The sequence below is a fragment of the Rhodopirellula maiorica SM1 genome (assembly GCF_000346295.1).
In the GTDB taxonomy this organism is placed as follows: domain Bacteria; phylum Planctomycetota; class Planctomycetia; order Pirellulales; family Pirellulaceae; genus Novipirellula; species Novipirellula maiorica.
In genome coordinates this window covers 1-16,800 of the sequence record NZ_ANOG01000489.1, presented here as the reverse complement: position 1 = coordinate 16,800, position 16,800 = coordinate 1, and the positions used below count along the sequence as shown (strand labels likewise).

General features: G+C 55.2%; 10 protein-coding genes. 5 read left to right on the top strand and 5 right to left on the bottom strand.

The window, feature by feature from the left end; genetic code table 11:
- The 4 genes from RMSM_RS15365 to RMSM_RS15345 all read right to left on the bottom strand — a co-directional run.
- A partial coding sequence (locus RMSM_RS15365; protein ID WP_008697872.1) for a hypothetical protein occupies positions 1–261 on the bottom strand: 261 nt, incomplete at its 3' end.
- Positions 262–502: 241 nt separating this feature from the next.
- The gene (locus RMSM_RS15355; RefSeq protein ID WP_008697871.1) at positions 503–1,393 is read right to left on the bottom strand and encodes an alpha/beta hydrolase; all 891 of its coding nucleotides are present in this window, start codon (positions 1,391–1,393) and stop codon (positions 503–505) included.
- 48 nt (positions 1,394–1,441) lie between these two features.
- Positions 1,442–4,651, bottom strand: a complete 3,210-nt coding sequence (locus RMSM_RS15350) for an efflux RND transporter permease subunit (RefSeq protein WP_008697869.1) — start codon at positions 4,649–4,651, stop codon at positions 1,442–1,444.
- Positions 4,652–4,816: 165 nt separating this feature from the next.
- Entirely contained in the window at positions 4,817–6,055 is a 1,239-nt protein-coding gene (locus RMSM_RS15345; RefSeq protein ID WP_081614173.1) for an efflux RND transporter periplasmic adaptor subunit, read from the bottom strand.
- 520 nt (positions 6,056–6,575) lie between these two features.
- Here RMSM_RS15345 and pgl point away from each other — a divergent pair.
- The 5 genes from pgl (at position 6,576) to RMSM_RS36945 (ending at position 14,651) form a co-directional block, all read left to right on the top strand.
- On the top strand, positions 6,576–7,295 hold the full coding sequence (gene pgl / locus RMSM_RS15335) for a 6-phosphogluconolactonase (protein ID WP_008697863.1): 720 nt from the start codon (positions 6,576–6,578) through the stop codon (positions 7,293–7,295).
- A 566-nt stretch (positions 7,296–7,861) separates the two neighbouring features.
- Entirely contained in the window at positions 7,862–9,103 is a 1,242-nt protein-coding gene (locus RMSM_RS15325) for a DUF1559 domain-containing protein (RefSeq protein WP_008697862.1), read from the top strand.
- A gap of 147 nt (positions 9,104–9,250) precedes the next feature.
- Positions 9,251–9,430 carry a hypothetical protein gene (locus tag RMSM_RS39845; protein WP_144057671.1) on the top strand — a complete coding sequence of 60 codons (180 nt, stop codon included), beginning with the start codon at positions 9,251–9,253 and terminating at the stop codon, positions 9,428–9,430.
- Positions 9,431–9,490: 60 nt separating this feature from the next.
- Positions 9,491–12,676 carry a CRTAC1 family protein gene (locus RMSM_RS15320; protein WP_040767069.1) on the top strand — a complete coding sequence of 1,062 codons (3,186 nt, stop codon included), beginning with the start codon at positions 9,491–9,493 and terminating at the stop codon, positions 12,674–12,676.
- A gap of 28 nt (positions 12,677–12,704) precedes the next feature.
- Complete coding sequence (locus RMSM_RS36945) at positions 12,705–14,651, top strand: hypothetical protein (protein WP_160168299.1); 1,947 nt, start codon at positions 12,705–12,707, stop codon at positions 14,649–14,651.
- A gap of 485 nt (positions 14,652–15,136) precedes the next feature.
- Here the strand turns inward: RMSM_RS36945 and RMSM_RS15310 are convergent.
- Positions 15,137–16,800, bottom strand: a 1,664-nt coding sequence (locus tag RMSM_RS15310; RefSeq protein WP_236622154.1) for a dockerin type I domain-containing protein, incomplete at its 5' end; no start/stop codon positions are given.

The following is a 16,800-nucleotide window of genomic DNA, read 5'->3' as shown; positions in this document are numbered from 1 at the left end:
ATGGATGTACGCCCAGCCTTTTTGGATACACCACTGTTGGATGGCTTTGTGGCTGTCCTGTTTGTAGTCGCCGGACCAAGTATGCAAGGCAACAACCAGAGGGACCGCATCGCTTGCGCTGGGGTTGTAGAACATCGCGGATTGTTGCGAGTTGTCCGCCGAGCTCAAGTAGCGGATCTCGGTGACATCATCGCCATGAACGACGCGGTCGGGAACAATGGTGGTTATCGCTAGAAGGATTAGTGCGGAAACGAATCTCATCTTCCCGATGTCCTGTGGGGCTTGATGGTAGGTATTGTAAAGAACGAGAGTTTCGAGATTGTGTTATTGTAGGCCGGATCAAGGACACACATCATGTCGGATCGGCGCAAACGGTAGCCTTTTCGAATGAGCCTTGGATCGATGGGGAGTTCTCGATTGCGTCCGCCGATCCGGCATTTCCGCTGTTTGCTTGAGCCGGCCTATCTAAAATACCGCAACTTCGGAAAGCGGCGGGCGGTCTCTAAGGACGATGTTGATTCAGGAATTTCAGCATGGTTGTGAAGTTCGGATCACGGAAGAAGCGGACACCGCCGTGGCCTGCGGACTCGACAACGACTAGCTTGGCTGTTAATCCCAGCTTCGTATAGAGTTCGACGATGTGCTCGCTCTGGTCCAGCCGAACGACCTCGTCATCCGTGCCGTGAAAGACGAGCAGCGGTGGATCATCCGCGGTGACATAGGTCGCCGGACTAGCACGCCGTTCGATGTCGGGCGTGATTTGTCCATCACGAATTCCACCCAATAACGCGAAACTGCCCGACTTTTCAGTGTAAGCTCGCTCGGGTTGCGTTTTGCCTCGCAACACAAAGTCCGATGGTCCAAAGTAGTCGACCACGGCCTGCACTGACGAAGATTGTTCGCGGTGGTTGCCGAGGGTGCCTTCGAATTCGGTGACTTCATCGGTTACACCTAGCATCAATGCCAAATACCCGCCTGCGGAGCTTCCAGCGACCGTGATCCAATCGGCGTTGTATCCAAATTGTTCCGCTTCGCCGCGAAGCCAGCGGACGGCGGCTTTGCAGTCGTGGATCTGGGCCGGGAAAACAGCCGTGTCAGTGAATCGGTAGCTAATGCTCGCCAGTGCATAACCGTGTTCGGTAAGTTTGCGAATCGGTGGTTTCGCCTTCGATCCCGCACGCCAACCGCCGCCATGGATCCAGACCACCAAGGGTGCTTTGCCTTGCACAGCCGGCAGGTAGAGATCCAGTTTCAATGGTTTCCCGTCCGCCTCGGCAAAAACGAGATCACGATGCACGATCAATTTTGACGCGTCTTGTCCGCTGAGTTTTCCATTCATCAGCAAGGCGGCAAGAATTCCGAGAGTGAGTGTAATGGTTTTTCCGTTCATCATCGAATTGCCTGATCCTTAGTTGAAGGTTCTTGATAACAGGCTGGAAGCCTACCCCACCTTTTTTTGCATCAGTCGTTTCGGAAGCGCGGCCAGATCGTCAAAGAAAGTATAAAGCACGGGGATGGCGATCAGGGTCAGGACTAGCGAAAGAGTCTGTCCGCCCGCGGCCAAAACGGCGATCGATCGACGTTCTTCGGCGCCGGGCCCGGTCGCGATCAGCAGCGGCAACAGTCCCGCGACAAACGACATCGTTGTCATCAGAATCGGACGCAATCGGTCTCGGTTCGCTCGCATGATGGCGTCGTGACGTTCAAGCCCTTCAGCCCGCAGCGCATTGGTATGATCGACTTGCAAAATCGCGGCTTTTTTCACCACGCCAAATAATACCAAGATACCGAGAGCCGAGTAGAGGTTCAGCGTTTCGCCGCCCCAATACAGGCTGAGCAGTCCGAACGGCACCGCCAATGGCAACGACAACAGGATGATCAGCGGATAGATCATGTTTTCGTATTGGGCCGCCAGCACGATGTACATGAATACAAACGACATCAAAAAGGTCCAACCAAAATCGGTGATTGTTCGTTCGAGTTCTCGCCCCCCGCCAAGCGCTTGGCCGCTAAACCCGGTGGGCATTCCGATTTCTTCGGCAGCTTGGCGAATCGCTTCGGTACGATCGGCCAAGGCATAGCCTGCGGCAATGTTAGCTCGCACTGAAACCATGCGTGAGCGGCTGAGACGATCGATTCGCGATGCGGATTTGTTGAACTGGAAATTGACCACATTATCGATCCGTGTCAGCGGGGGACTGCCGTTGTCCTCGTTCGCCCCCGCTGCCTGTTCGGTCGTGTCGGTCTGGGCGGTTGGATTGGTGCGTACATACAGTTGCGAGATCGATGGGACGTCGTTGCGGTCCATCCCAACCAAACGCAACTCAACATCGTAGGCATCACCAGCGGATCGATCCAGATAACGAGAGACGCGGTCATCACCGCCGACGGCGACTTGCAGGGTCTCGGCAATCTCTCGTACCTCGACTCCCAAGGCGGCAGCGCGTTCACGGTCGATCGATGCCAATAGCTCGGGGTTGTCGATTTGTAGCGTAGAATAAACGTCGACGATTCCCGGGATCGTCTCCGCTTTTTTGCGTAACTTCTCGCTGAACTCTAGCAGTTGATCGGCATCAGGACCGGTAATCGCAAAATCGATATCAACCGGAGCTCCCTGGCGTAGCGACGTCAAATTTCGGACGGAAACGCGAACGTCGTCAAGCTTTCCAAGCTTTTTACGAATCTCACCCATCTTGTCTCGCTGGCTGAAATTGCCGCGAAACGCTGCGCCTGGATCTCCGGCCAGAAGTCCTTGCCACAAACGTCCGAAAGAAAACGTGCGATATTGGCTATCAATCAACCGGATATAGATTTGTGCACGGTTCACATCGCCGTAACCACCGGTCCCAACGGATGCCAGCACTGTTTCGACCCCATCGACGCTGTTCAGAATCGCTTCGGCGCGGTCGATCGTTTCCCGCATCGCCAACAGACTCGCCCCAGGCTTCGCTTCGGCGCGAACTTCAAATTCCGATTCGTCGACATTTAACGGCACGTAATCGCGTTGAACCTGCTGGCTGAGCGGTATGCTCGATGCGATTACCAGGACAACCACTACTAACACGGCCCAGCGAAAACGCAGCGCAATTGCCAGTAGCCACAAGTAGGCGTTTTCAACGAGCGAATACAAACCACGACGCGACTTCGGAGCGGCGGCACCTCCGCCGGATGCGGCGGGACGAAGCAGTTTGCTGCACATCATGGGTGTCAGCGAAAAGCTGACCAGCATCGAGATCAAGATGGCAACAGTCGCCGTCACTCCAAATTCAAACAGCAACCGTCCAGTCACACTTGAAAGGAACGAGACAGGAAGAAAGACGATCACCAGCGATAGCGTCGTCGCCAGTACCGCCAGCCCGATTTCCTTGGTTCCCTTGACGGCCGCCTCGGTCGGATCCATCCCTTTTTCTTCGATACAGTGAAAGACGTTCTCGAGGACCACGATCGCATCATCAATCACCACGCCGACCATCAACACAAGTGCCAACATGGTGACGTTATTCAGCGTGAATCCAAACCACTTCATAAAGGCAAAGGTGGCAATGATCGACGCTGGAATCGCAACCGATGCAATGATCGTCGATCGCCACGACCTCATAAACAGCAAGACAGTCAAGCAGGCCAGAATGCTGCCGGAAATGAGGTGGCGCTCAATCTCATGTAATGCTTCGACGATATAGCGTGATTGGTCTTGAATGACTTCGACATGCACATCGTCTGGTAGCAACGCATCGCATCGCGGCAGCATTTCCTTGATTCCGTCGATCACCGCGACGGTGTTTTCACCGCTTTGACGCTGGACTTGCAGCACCACTGCGGGAGTGCCGTTTAGTCTGGCCAACGTGCGGACTTCTTTGGTCGCATCGTTGGTTTGGCCTAGATCGCTAAGCCGTATCGCCGTATCCCCAACGGTGGCAACGACTAAATCGGAAAACTCGCTGGACTGAGAGATCCGTCCGAGCGTTCGCAGCGAGCGTTCGCGTTGCCCCTCGTCCATTCGCCCACCGGGTATCTCGGCATTCTGACGCGATAGTGCATCGCGGACTTGCAAGATCGAAATCCCATAGGCAGCTAACCGATCAGCATCGATTTCAACTTGGATCGCGCGGTCAGCGGCACCTGCGATCTGAACCTGTCCGACGCCGCGAGAGGATTCGATTACATTTTTGACGTAACGATCTGCTAACACGAACAACTCGCGAGGCGATCGGGGGCCGGAAACGGCTAACGTCATGATCGGTGACGAATCGAGGTCCCGTTTCTGAATAATGGGCGGATCGATGCCGGGCGGTAATAGATTGACAACGCTAGCGACCGCGTCGCGAACATCCTGGATCGCCGCATCAATGTCGCGATCCAGTTGAACGGTGATGATCACAAACGAGCGACCGTCGGCCGAAATGGATCGCAGCTCGTCGATCCCAGCGACGGTGGCGACCGCGTCTTCCAGAATCGAACTGACTTCCGATTCCACTTCCTCGGCGGCAGCTCCGACGTAAGTGGTGCGAATGAAAATTTGTGGTAGGTCGAGATTGGGAAAGCGATCCACCCCCAGTTGTGGAAAGGCAACCACGCCTGCCACGACCATCGCGGTGATCAACATCAATGCAAAAACGGGGCGTTTAACGCAAACTTCGGCAAGCCAGTACACAGATCAAAATTTCCTGGTGAGTCGTGGGATAGGCTTCTAGCCTGTCGTTGTGGGACCGGTCTTTTAACCTGTCATCAGCGTGCTTTCCTGCGCAAACAATTTCTTTTTTGAATCTGCTTCGAGGACCACAGTGAGACGGAGTGCAACTCGATCCGATTTTGTGGTTCACTTGGCGGCAATCGGTGCACTGGACTGCACGGATGCCTGAGGAACGTTTTGGGAATTGACTTTGCCCACCCGTCCCTGTTCCGCGTTCCGCAGAATCAAATCGCCTGGAGACAATCCCTGCACGACTTCGAACGCCCCCTCTCGGCGACCGCCGATTCGCACTTCTTGTTCTCGCGTTACCCCGTCGACCACGATCCAAGCTTTCGTGGCACCGGCAAACTCGCTGATCGCTGATTCGGGCACCACCAGTGCATAGGCATCTGGATCGGTGACCACTTCGGCTTCGGCGAAAAGCCCAGCACGGAGGACTTGGTTTTCGTTTTCGATCAATGCTTCGAAGGTCAATGCTCGGCTCTGTTGGTCTAGCGCCGGGCTGACCCGAGTGATGGTGGCCTCGCGAGGTTCCGTCACCGATTCGATATTTAGTGTCAGACGTTGCCCCACTGCGATCGATTGCGAATGCCGTTCAGGGATTTTTCCGCGAAATCGCAGCGGGTTCGTGCGAACGATCGTCGCAACCGGTTGGCCGACGGCGACGAAGGTTCCAGGGGCGACAAGTCGATTCAGAACAAATCCGTCCATCGGAGCACGGATGATGGCATCTTTTAAACGCTCGCGAGCAACCGCCAATTCGACTTGACGGACTTGGATCAGGGCGATCTTTTCTCGAACCCCGTTTACTGCGGATGCATACCGAGCCTCGGCGACACGTTCGGCCGCCGCCGCGACGTCGTATTCCCCCTGCGACATTGCGTTCTGGCTGCGGAGCGACGAGATTCGTTCGAGACTGCTTTGCGTCTCCTCCCACAAAGCCCGTTCTTGGCGGACGGGCGGAGCATTTGCCGGATCGAGCTTGTCAACTGGATCGCCTTCGAGAAGCCCCACCGACGATCGTGCTTGTAACAATTGGGCCTCGGCTTGTTCGACCTGTAACAAGAAATCTTCTTGATCCAAAGTGACTAGCGGGTCGCCGAGTTTCAACACGTCACCGACGTCGCCATGCACCTCGGCGACGCGTCCGGCAACCTTCGCTCCCACAACGGATTGTTCGTCCGCATAAACACTACCTTGACTGCGAACGGTTCGCGGCCAGGGAGATAATTCGATGGCCAAGACGTCGACGTCAAGCGTTTCGAGTGACTTGGGTTTGGCTTCGATCTTGGATTCATTTTTGCCGCTACAACCGCAAAACGCGATTGCAATCAGCAACATCCACGACAGATATCGAACAGTCATAAGCGACCAACGAGTGGGAAGGCGGGTGGCGGGAGATCCAGGGAACTGTGGGATGCAGTTTCGCGGGCAGCGAGTGTTGAATCGGTGGGGGGACGCTGCGAGGGGAGGGGCGTGGATTATTGTAACTGGGAATGGCGAGTTTTGCTACCGTCGCCGTCAGTCGCAGCGCAAGCACTTGTCACGACGCGTGCAAGCACCGGCACACGGCCTTCTCCGGTTTCGCCCCCTGCTTTTGTGTTGTCACGATCCCCACTACCGAAAAAAATTCGCAGACTGTTCACAGGCACATGCGGCGTGATGCGAATAACGTGAACGCTTTGCGGGGATTCTGCTGCGTCGCTGGCTAGAGCGGCCAAAGATGCTCTAATGTAATTCCCGATACCACGCCTTCATCCCCGAATACCCACAAGGATTACCGAGTCCTACGGACGCGTTCTTAACGCAAACTTTATCGAATGGCTCGGGAATTCGCGGCCGCGATGGCCATATCCACCCTTCTAATTTGATTACGAGTCCACTGATGAGTACTGAAACGAAAAAATTCGCCGATTCTGCCGCCGTCGCATCCGGTTTTGCCGCTGATTTTGCCGAATGGGTCGCGGCACAGGGTCATGACAAGATTACCGTCGCGCTTTCCGGCGGCAGCACGCCAAAGTTGCTGTTCGGGCTGTGGGCCAGTGATTACGCGGACAAGATCGAATGGGCGCGTCTGCATTTCTTTTGGGGCGACGAACGCTGCGTTGAACCGGACGACAGCGACAGTAACTACGGTGTGGCAAAAGCGTTGTTTTTAGACAAGGTTCAGATTCCCGAGGAAAACGTTCATCGAATTCTTGGTGAAGCGGATCCCGACGAAGAGCGTTTGCGGTACGAGAACGAAGTCTATGGACATGTCGATATCGACGACAACGCGGTTCCCGAGTTTGACCTGATCATCCTGGGGATGGGAACCGACGGACACACCGCGTCGATTTTTCCGCACCAAAGCCAATTTTTGAAATCGCCACAGGTTTGTGAAGTCGCAATCCACCCTGAAACGGCTCAGAAACGCATCACACTGACCGGTCCTGTGCTGAACCGTGGCAAGAAGGTCGCGTTTCTAATTACCGGCGGCGACAAGGCCGAGGTGTTGGCACAAGTGATCAAAAAAGAGGGCGATTTCGCCAATTTCCCCGCATCGCATGTCGAAGCCGCCGATCTGACCTTCTACGTCGATGAAGCCGCCGCCGCACGTTTGTAGGGTCGGAAGCGTGAAAGGTATTCCTGCTCGCTTTCCCACGATTTGCATCGGTCTGAGTCTTCGTTAAACGACCGCGACCGATGCCGTATCTTGTCTTGTCGTGGCCAGATCGAGTCACGACACATCTCAATTTCGGCTTGGCTTGCTGCCACGTAACACTCGCATCGCGTGATCATCTCGCGATTTGTCTTCTGAGGCAAACCGCAGTGTTGCGCCGCTCGAATCGACCAAGCTGCTCCATCAAGCAGAAGGAATCGCAGAAAATTCTTAGAAAAAAAAGCAAAAAGGTAATAGGGTGGATTACAAATCTGCTTGAATTGCATGATTTTCCAATCGAATGTTCGGTTGCCGCGAGACGCAATTTACCCCTTAAAAAACGGTCTGAAAGTACAGTGGCAAGGCTGCCGTCACCACCCCCCGGCGGGTACTTAATGTCGGCGAGTTTCCCTCTGTGCGTCGACAGCGAGGATTAAGTTGACCGTAGGTTGCCGTCGCATTACTCTATAGAGCCGCTGGTCATTCTTTTTTGGCTGGTTTATTTCTTTGCTTAATGACGGGACTGTATTATGAAGTTGACGAAAAGAGAGGGGTTCACTCTTGTTGAACTCTTGGTGGTGATCGCAATTATCGGAGTATTGGTCGGGTTGTTGTTGCCAGCCGTTCAAGCCGCGCGTGAAGCAGCACGGCGAATGAGCTGCAGCAACAATTTCAAGCAGATTGGATTGGCAATTCACAACTACCATGCTGCCTACAACCAGCTTCCCAAGCATTGCACCGGAACCTGGAACGACGACGCTGCGAACGCTTGGGGCTTGCACAGCACCAACAATTCCGGTGCGCTCAGCGCCCTGGTCGGTTTAACTCCCTTCATTGAACAGCAAGCATTGTGGGAATCGATCAGCAATCCAAATGCGTCACGGGTCGACGGCAATACGTCGGCCGGTATCGGAACCCCGACTAACCCTTGGCCAGCGATGGGGCCGGGGCCTAACCAATCCCAGTACATCCCGTGGGCAACTGACGTCGCTTCTTTGCGGTGCCCTTCCGATCCAGGACGTGGGTTGCCAGCGCTGGGACGCACCAACTATGCCGTTTGTATTGGCGATGGTTGGCTTGGGCACTACCAAAACCCGATCCGCTGGAGTGGCGGAAGTGCTGGACAAAGTCCATTTGATGTCGTGTCGAGCGGCAAAACGATGCAGCGACAATGGGCACGCGGAATGTTCGTTTTCCGAACCGATATGGCGTTCCGTGATGTCTTGGACGGACTCGCCAACACGATCATGATGGGCGAAATCACCACCGACCTTGGCGACAGCGACAAGCGAACGCGTGTCAATCGCACCAAGACGTTTAGCAGCAGCGGCAACAACGTCAAAGTGTGTGAGGACGCCGGGCATATCGATCCCAAACGTCCGGGGTTCTGGTGTGACGGAACCAATTGCCCGACTCCAACACCAGGTGACTCGGGTAGTTTCTTTCACGCGGCCAACAGCTCGGAAAACCGTGGCATGAACTGGGCTTGGGCACGGGTGTCTCTGACCGCTTTTCAAGCCAACACGCCACCAAACTCGGAGTACTGTGGTGACCGTTGGGCCGAAAATGGCGGTTCGATCTCGGCCAGCAGTCGCCATCAAGGCGGCGTCCATGTGTTGATGGGCGATGGTGCGGTTAAATTTGTGACCGATTCGATCGAAGCTGGCGATCAACACGCTGGGCCTCCGGTAGCAGGTGCTGCCAGCAAGTATGGTGTTTGGGGTGCCATGGGGACACGAGCCAATCGCGAAGTCATTGACGATCCGTTTTAAGAGCGTGTCTGACTAGAACAATGGAGTCTATGTTTGCTTGCCGAAGCAATCGTAGACTTGCCGATCGTAGGTCGATCATTCGAACGAGTATGTATCTTCCCTCCCTGTTTATAAATCTTACCTTCTTTATCTATCCTTAGGAAATCAATGAAGACTCTATCTCTATGCATGTTTGCACTCTTGTCAATTCCATTTTGCTTGGTTGGCTGTGGTGGATCCGGTTCGACGGTTGTCGAAACCCCTGCTGATCAAGAGCCACAAGATGTGAGCGCCGAAGCGGCGGAACAATACCCCGAAGAATACGCCAAGATGAACCAAGCCCAATAAGAACCGGACTATGGTTGCCATACGATATGGTTTGCGATGAGTAGCGAATCGAGGCTACAGTTGAATAGTCAATTCTCATCAGCGACCGTTCTCATTTTGGGAGCGGTCGTTTGGCTTTTGTTATCGCCGTTGTACGGTTGCAATCGGGCCACCGATCCACAGCCAACTGCTACGCCCACGCCAAGGAGTCAGCCCGCCGACGATTCGGGTGACGCGGCTCACTCAACGTCCATCGAGGCTGCCCCGCCGGCGCACAAAGTTGCGAATGTCACTGACCCCGACGATATCACCGCCGAGAAACGTCAGCGAACGCTTCAGGCGATTCCGCAGTGGTATGACCTCGGCCAGTTTGAGCTCGCCAAACGCAAATTGACCCAATTATTGGTCGCAAATCCTGACGATGTCGAAGTCCTGCTATGGTTAGCAAGGATCGAGTATGCCGCCGGACGAACCTCCGAGGCCATCGAAGTTCTTTCCAGCATCCCCGCCGATGACCCGAATTACGGGATGATGACGTTAGGGACCTCGGCGGATTGGCTTGTCAAGCTTGGCCGCTATGACGAAGCAATCCGGCGTTATTCTCAGATTGTCGAGCAGGACACGACGATCACCATCGCGCATCGCAAATTGGCGTCCTTGCTAAATCGACTGGGACGACGACAACTCGCTACACGCCATCTCCGCGCGCTCTGTCTAAATGGTGACATTACCCAGGCCGAGTTGGCATCGTTGATATCGCGGTCCGATGCGTCCATCACCAATACGGCGTCGGAGGAAAAAGCCGGCGATGTTCCGCTCGGCGAAGCTTGGTTCAGTCCGGTCGGCAATGCACGTCAACTCGCAAGCGAGGGGCGATTTGACGAAGCGATTGATCTCCTGATCGACGCGACGACGACTCACGATGACTCGAACGAGACCGCAGGGCGTGGGGCCGAGCAATCGCAATTCCCCCGCATCGACCCGACGGCGGTCGCGCTACTGGGGCGATTGGCGTTGGACCAAGGGGATGCCGAAGCCACAACCCATTGGCGAAAAATCGCCAATGATTCTCAAATCCAGTTTGCCGATCATTGGTACGCACTCGCCCGCTTGGCAATGCAACAACAAGCACCGGTCGAAACCGTTGCTGCCCTGTTGTGCGAAACGGTTACACGCGATCCAACCGATTGGGTCGCATTTGGTTTATTGGAAAATTGCATGAATCAACTGGGCCGACCTCAAGCCGAGCAAACGTTTCGGCTTCGTGCCCTGTCAATCAAGCGATCCATTTTGGCGAGTAATGCGGCGGCCAGTGGAGACATCGCAGCGATCGATCGGCTCGCCACGACGCTCGAAACACTTGGACGTCCACTCGAGGCCAATGCATGGCGAATGATTCGGCAATATCGTGGCCCCGACAAAGATAATCACGACCGGGTTAATCACGCCTTTGCCGAACTGCGACATCAGCGTCGCGAGCTGCTCGAATCTGGGCAAGCGTTTGCCAGCGATGCGTTCGTGCTAGGTGGCTACACGTCTGCCGTCGATGCCGCGGGCCTTCGTCGTTTCGTGCTTCGTGAGTCAGGTTTCTCTGAGGACGGTGCTCCAACGTCGCTCAAAATATCCGCCCGCTGGGCGGCCAACGAAGACGATTCACGATTGTCGTCGCCTAAGTTTACACGACGTGCGTCCGCCGTCGGACTTACGTTCGAGTATCACAATGCGCATCCGCGAAAGGAACGTGATCTTCAGATTTATGAACAGTTTGGGGGTGCCGTTGCCGCGTTGGATTATGACCGTAACGGACACATCGATTACTATTTTGTGCAAAGTGCAGGGACGCCACAAAGATCCGCTGGAGCGTTGCCAAACGTTCTACATTCGCAATACGATCATCAATTCCGCGATGTCACCGAACCGGCCACCGCAGATGATCGCGGGTATGGGCTAGGCGTCGGTGTCGGTGATCTAAACCAAGACGGCTTTGACGATCTGATCGTCGGCAATTTTGGCCAAAACACGGTGTTAATCAACCAAGGCGACGGAACCTTCAAACGAGCCAACGGAGGAAATGTTTGGCAAAGCAATGCCTGGACATCGGCGGCAGCAGTGGCGGATTTCAATAACGACGGCATCCCCGACGTGATGGAAGTCAACTATCTAGATGATCCCGCCGTTTTCGAGGTCCCCCCGCGTAACGAACACGGACGTTTTTCCGTTTTCCGCGGACCCGAGTCGTACCGTCCCGCGGTCGACCGCATGCTGTTGCAGCAGCCTGATCAATCTTGGAACGAAAAACCGCTGACGTCTCAAGCAGAAGCTGCGCCGGGGCTAGGCGTGGTGGTTGCCAATTTCGATTCGGCGGCGGGCAACGAGTGTTTTGTCGCCAACGACACACGTCCCAACAACCTGTGGATCAATGAAAACGATCGCTGGACTGATGTAGCCAAGCTGCGCGGATGCGCCTATTCGAGCCGCGGCGGAAGTGGCGCGTCGATGGGGATCGCTGCGGCTGATTTCGACCACAACGGCCAACTTGATCTGCATGTCACCAATTTTTACAACGAGCCCGTTCATTTCTATCAACAAAGCGACAAGCAGACGTTTGTCGATTCCGCAATCGCCGTAAATCTATACAACGATTCGATGCCGGTTTTGGGATTTGGGACGGCGGCAATCGATTTCGAAAACGATGGGAACCTCGACTTGGCGGTGTTGAATGGTCACATCGAAGACTTGAGGTTTCGTGACGCTCCGTTCAAGATGAAGCCTCAATTGTTTTCGCAGCGCGCCGGCCGTTTTCAAATGCAATCGGCTGCCGTTGTTTCCAAGGATGCCACAAACTATTTCGACGCCGCCACACTCGGACGAGCGCTGATTCGGACCGATTGGAATCGGGATGGGCGAGTCGATCTATTGGCGACGCACCTTGACCAGCCGGTCGAACTGCTCGAAAACCAGACCGCCAATTCGGGGAATTGGTTGCAGTGCGAGTTGGTCGGGATCAATTGTGAACGAACTGCCGTCGGCGCCGTGATCACGGTGCAGACCGAACTTGGGACTCAGCAACAATGGCTCGATTCGGGCGATGGATATAGTTGCAGCGATGAACGGATTGCATTCTTCGGGCTAGCGGACTCCCAACAGATCGAGCAAATTTCGGTGCAATGGCCCGATGGCACGAGCGATCAGCTATCATCGCTGCCGGTCAACCAGCGAGTTCTGATTGTGCAAGGACAGCCTCCTCATGTTTATGAACGCGAGTAATTCGAGAACCGCAGCAATGCGCGGTTGCGTGCGTGAATCGCTGCGCTGCTGCAACAGCACTGCGCTCGGGTTGGTGTTGGTTGCCGTTTTCGGTTGCACCCCTTCGACTCCGGAAACGGCTGCGACGAATCGACCGGGGGCCGCAGATTGGCAGACGACAGAGCACCTGGTTCGCGTCAGCACGCCGGACAACGAGCTTTCCAGTGCTTCGAATGAGCCCCAGACCGTCGCGTCTAGCCAAGTGCGACGTTTGCCGGAGGGAACGATTGGGACGCAAGCATGCGCAAAGTGTCATCGTTCGCAATACGAGAGCTATCTCAAATCATCCCATGCCCGTTCGGCACGTGGCATCGCCGATTCATCACTACAAGCGGAAACGCAATGGAAGCACCCGCGATCTGGACGACTCTATGAGGTCGCCGGCACATCGTCCGCGATGACGCATCGTGAAACGGTTCCGGGCATCCATACGCCCGTCCGCTGGATGCAAGAAGCTGAGTTGGCATACGAGTTTGGCTCGGGAACGACGGCGCACACCTATCTATACCGTGATGGTGCGTTTGTCTGTGAATCACCGTTGACGTGGTACGCAAAAACAAACGATTGGGATTTGTCGCCGGGGTACGAACCGACATCGCCGACCATGTTTAGCCGAGTGATTACCACCGGGTGTGCCTATTGTCATGTCGGCAGCATTGACGTCGTCAACCAGAACCCTAACCAATTTCGAGTTCACGAGCATGCGATCGGGTGCGAGCGGTGTCACGGCGCGGGTGCGGCACATGGCGAGAAGCACCAGAGCATCGATAGAAACGCGTCGCTTGTCGATGATATCGTCAACCCGGCACGGCTGGATCGGCGTGAGAGCGAGGCGATTTGTGCGCAGTGTCATCTGCAGGGAGCTCTTTTTGTCACTGCGGCGGGGAAAGATGCGTGGGATTTCCGCCCTGGCGACCGTTTGTCCGACACCCGCACCGATTTCAACATCGCGAAGCAAGACGACGAGTTTCGCATTGTTGGACATACCGAGCAATTGCACGCCAGCCGCTGTTATCAAATCTCGACGACGCTGACCTGCATCCACTGCCATGATCCGCATCGACATAATCAAGGCGAGGTTTCTCGCGACCTGTACCGCCAAGCATGTCTGCAGTGCCATGACGATGCGAGTTGCGGCGTCGAACTGAGCAAACGTGTCGATACCAATGCAAACGATTGTTCGGTTTGTCATATGCCCAAACGCGAGACGAATGTTACCCATGCGGCGCTACACCACCACACGATCGGGATTCATCACGAGTCGTATCGGGGCATCCAACAAACGCCGCCCGAAACTGCAAGGCTTGTTCGCAGCGGAGGCAATGAAGAAGGTAAATCGCCAATCCATCCGATCTCGCCCGATCGTACGCTTTCCCCCGAAGAACAGGACCGTCGTTGGGCGCTCGCGATTCACCATTTGGTGTTCAACGATCGCCACGATGAAGCGATTTTGCGAGAGTTGCCACGAGCCAAGCGGTTGCTGTTAAATTCACACCGAGCGGGAGCGGTTGACAGCGACGTCCAAGCCACGTTGGCCAAAGACTATCTTGACGCAGGAGTGCTAGCGCCCGCGAAACAGCTGGCGTCGATGGTCGTCAAACGCGAAACATCCGTCAGTGATGCAAAAATAAATGCAATCGATGTCTTAGCGCAGATTGCGTTTCGACAGCAAGACAACGCTACCGCGATGCAGTGGTATCAACAACTGACCAAGTACCGCCGTGTCGCTGGCGATCATTATTTGCTGGGTATTTGCCAGATCAATGCCGAGCAAATTGACGAGGCGATTGCCTCGTTACGGCAAGCACTGCGAATAGCTCCAAACCTAGTTGTCGCACATGAGCAGATGGCGGTGTTGTTGGATCATCAAGGCGAATCGGACCAAGCCGCAGCGCACCGAATCGCGGTGCGGGATCTTCGTGCTGCGGCGCCCTGACCTCGTTTTCGCCAGCACAGCTTTGCTGCGACCGCTCTACCAACCGCACTGGGTAATGCTTGCGGAGCCCCACCGAGCGTCGAAGGTTGTTGCAGTAGCAGCGGACGAAAAGGACGGAGACCATCGCCAAGGGCGGATGCGAGGTCCGGGGGTGTCAGGAGCATTGAAGCTTGATCACCTAGGTTCATGACGTCCCTTCGGAGCTTTGGAAATATTTTGGCACCAAACGGGTGGCGTTTTGTAGCGGTGCGGCGCAAGCCGCTCGGTCTAAACCGAACGTTTTACCCGCCTCAACCGGACGGCTCGCGCCGTACCGCTACCAAAGTAGATGGCATTGGGCTTACGCCCGGGGCTACAACCTTCCGTCGCGTTGCGACTCGAAGACGACAAAATCGCGAAGCGATGGCAGGCGATAGCCACGGACGCAAGTTCGTGGTTTGCGTGTGCCGCATTGAAGCCAGTCGCAACGCGACGACAGGATCAGGTTAGGACAACACGCCGCGGCGACTTTCTAGATCGGCGAGGATCCAGTCGGTGTCCTCATCATCATCGAGCGAAACCTGACTGAAGATATCGTCGACGGCGTCGGTGTAATGATCGTTTGAACTGCTTTGGACCGGCATTTCGGCTTGACCACTATTACCGCGTTGGCCTAGGCGATTCATTTCGTTGATCACTAGCAGTGCGTCAAACGCGGTGACCACTTCGTTTGAATCGACGTCCAAATAATCGCCTCCGGCAGCCAGCAATCGCGGTGCTTGACTGGCCTCGGCATTGGTAAAGCCGCGGCTGATCGCATTGATCACCGTCAACGCATCCAGGGCAGAGACTTTGCCGTCGTTGTTGACGTCGTATTTGTTGACCGCATTGGTCAATCCCGTCAAATTGGTGGGGGCATTCGCAGATGCGATCGGTGGGTCAAAGTTGCCAAAGATCGGAAGTGCGGTTTCGTCACCATACTGGGCAAACGTGTCGTTGCCCAAGGGGGCCGGCGAGTAAGAGTCAAAAACATTGGCCGGATTGTTGTCGACTTGGTCCGAGATCCAGAAGAAAACCTCACCTTGTTCCTTGGGCAGAATGCCTTGACGGCCCTTCACCCAAATTCCAATGTCGTCGATGCCGTCAAGATTGATGTCGCCGACGAGCGGACGATCGGTAAATCCACTGAGACCACCGAACCGCTCGAAATCGTCACGGACGTCCCAGGTAAAGTCGCCAGTGCCGTCACGGTTGGTGTCAAAGATAAATTGATTTGTGTCATTAACAAAGACGGCCAAATCATCGTTGCCATCGCCGTTGAAATCGCCAACGATCGGTAGCCCGTTGTAGTTCGTCGCGATCCGTTCGTTGCTGTCGATTTGGTTGTTACCATTGGTGTCCAAGTACCAAGCTTGGCCATCAAACAGTCCGATCTCGTCGCCGTCTTGGGCTGCACTAAAATCACCGGCTACCGGAATCCCATTGACTTGGTATTGTCCTGGCATGACCGATGCCACATCGCCAACCCCATCGTCGTTGGTATCGATTAGGAAGCTGTAGGTGCCGTTGAAACGCCCGTAGGCCCCAAGTTTGTCAAAGCCGGAGGCAATGCCGGTGTCTTTGTCGGCAAAGTTACCGGTGAATAGGGCGTCGGTCAATTGACCGAACTGCATGACAAAGTCACGATTGGTCGCATCGTTGTCTTGACCTTCAGGATCAAAGACGTGGTTTCCGTTGATGTCAACGTAGACAAGTCCTTGGCTGATCGTTCCAAATTCCGGCCGACTGTCGACGGTAAAGCGGGCAGCAAAATCGCCGCCGCTAATTCCATTGCCCGAAGGCAAGACAGCGAGCGGAGTTCCCGGAGCCTGAGCCGATGAATCACCATCCAATAAGTTACCAGCGGCGTCGGAAATCGAATCATCCAACGTCAGCGTGTAACGGTCGTCGGCCAACAGAGATGCAAACTGGATACGCACGACAACTTGTCCAGGCGTCGAACTGACGATAAACGCGTTTTCAATTAGGACTTGTCCACTGTGATCGCCAACCAGTTTGTAGTTGCTGACGTCCGCAGCTAATCCTGGATCCACTGCGGGCGAGCTGAGTCCTGCGGCCGCCGGCGGCCCACCGGCAAACTGTCGATCAACAGCGAGTCGACCGGCGCGGT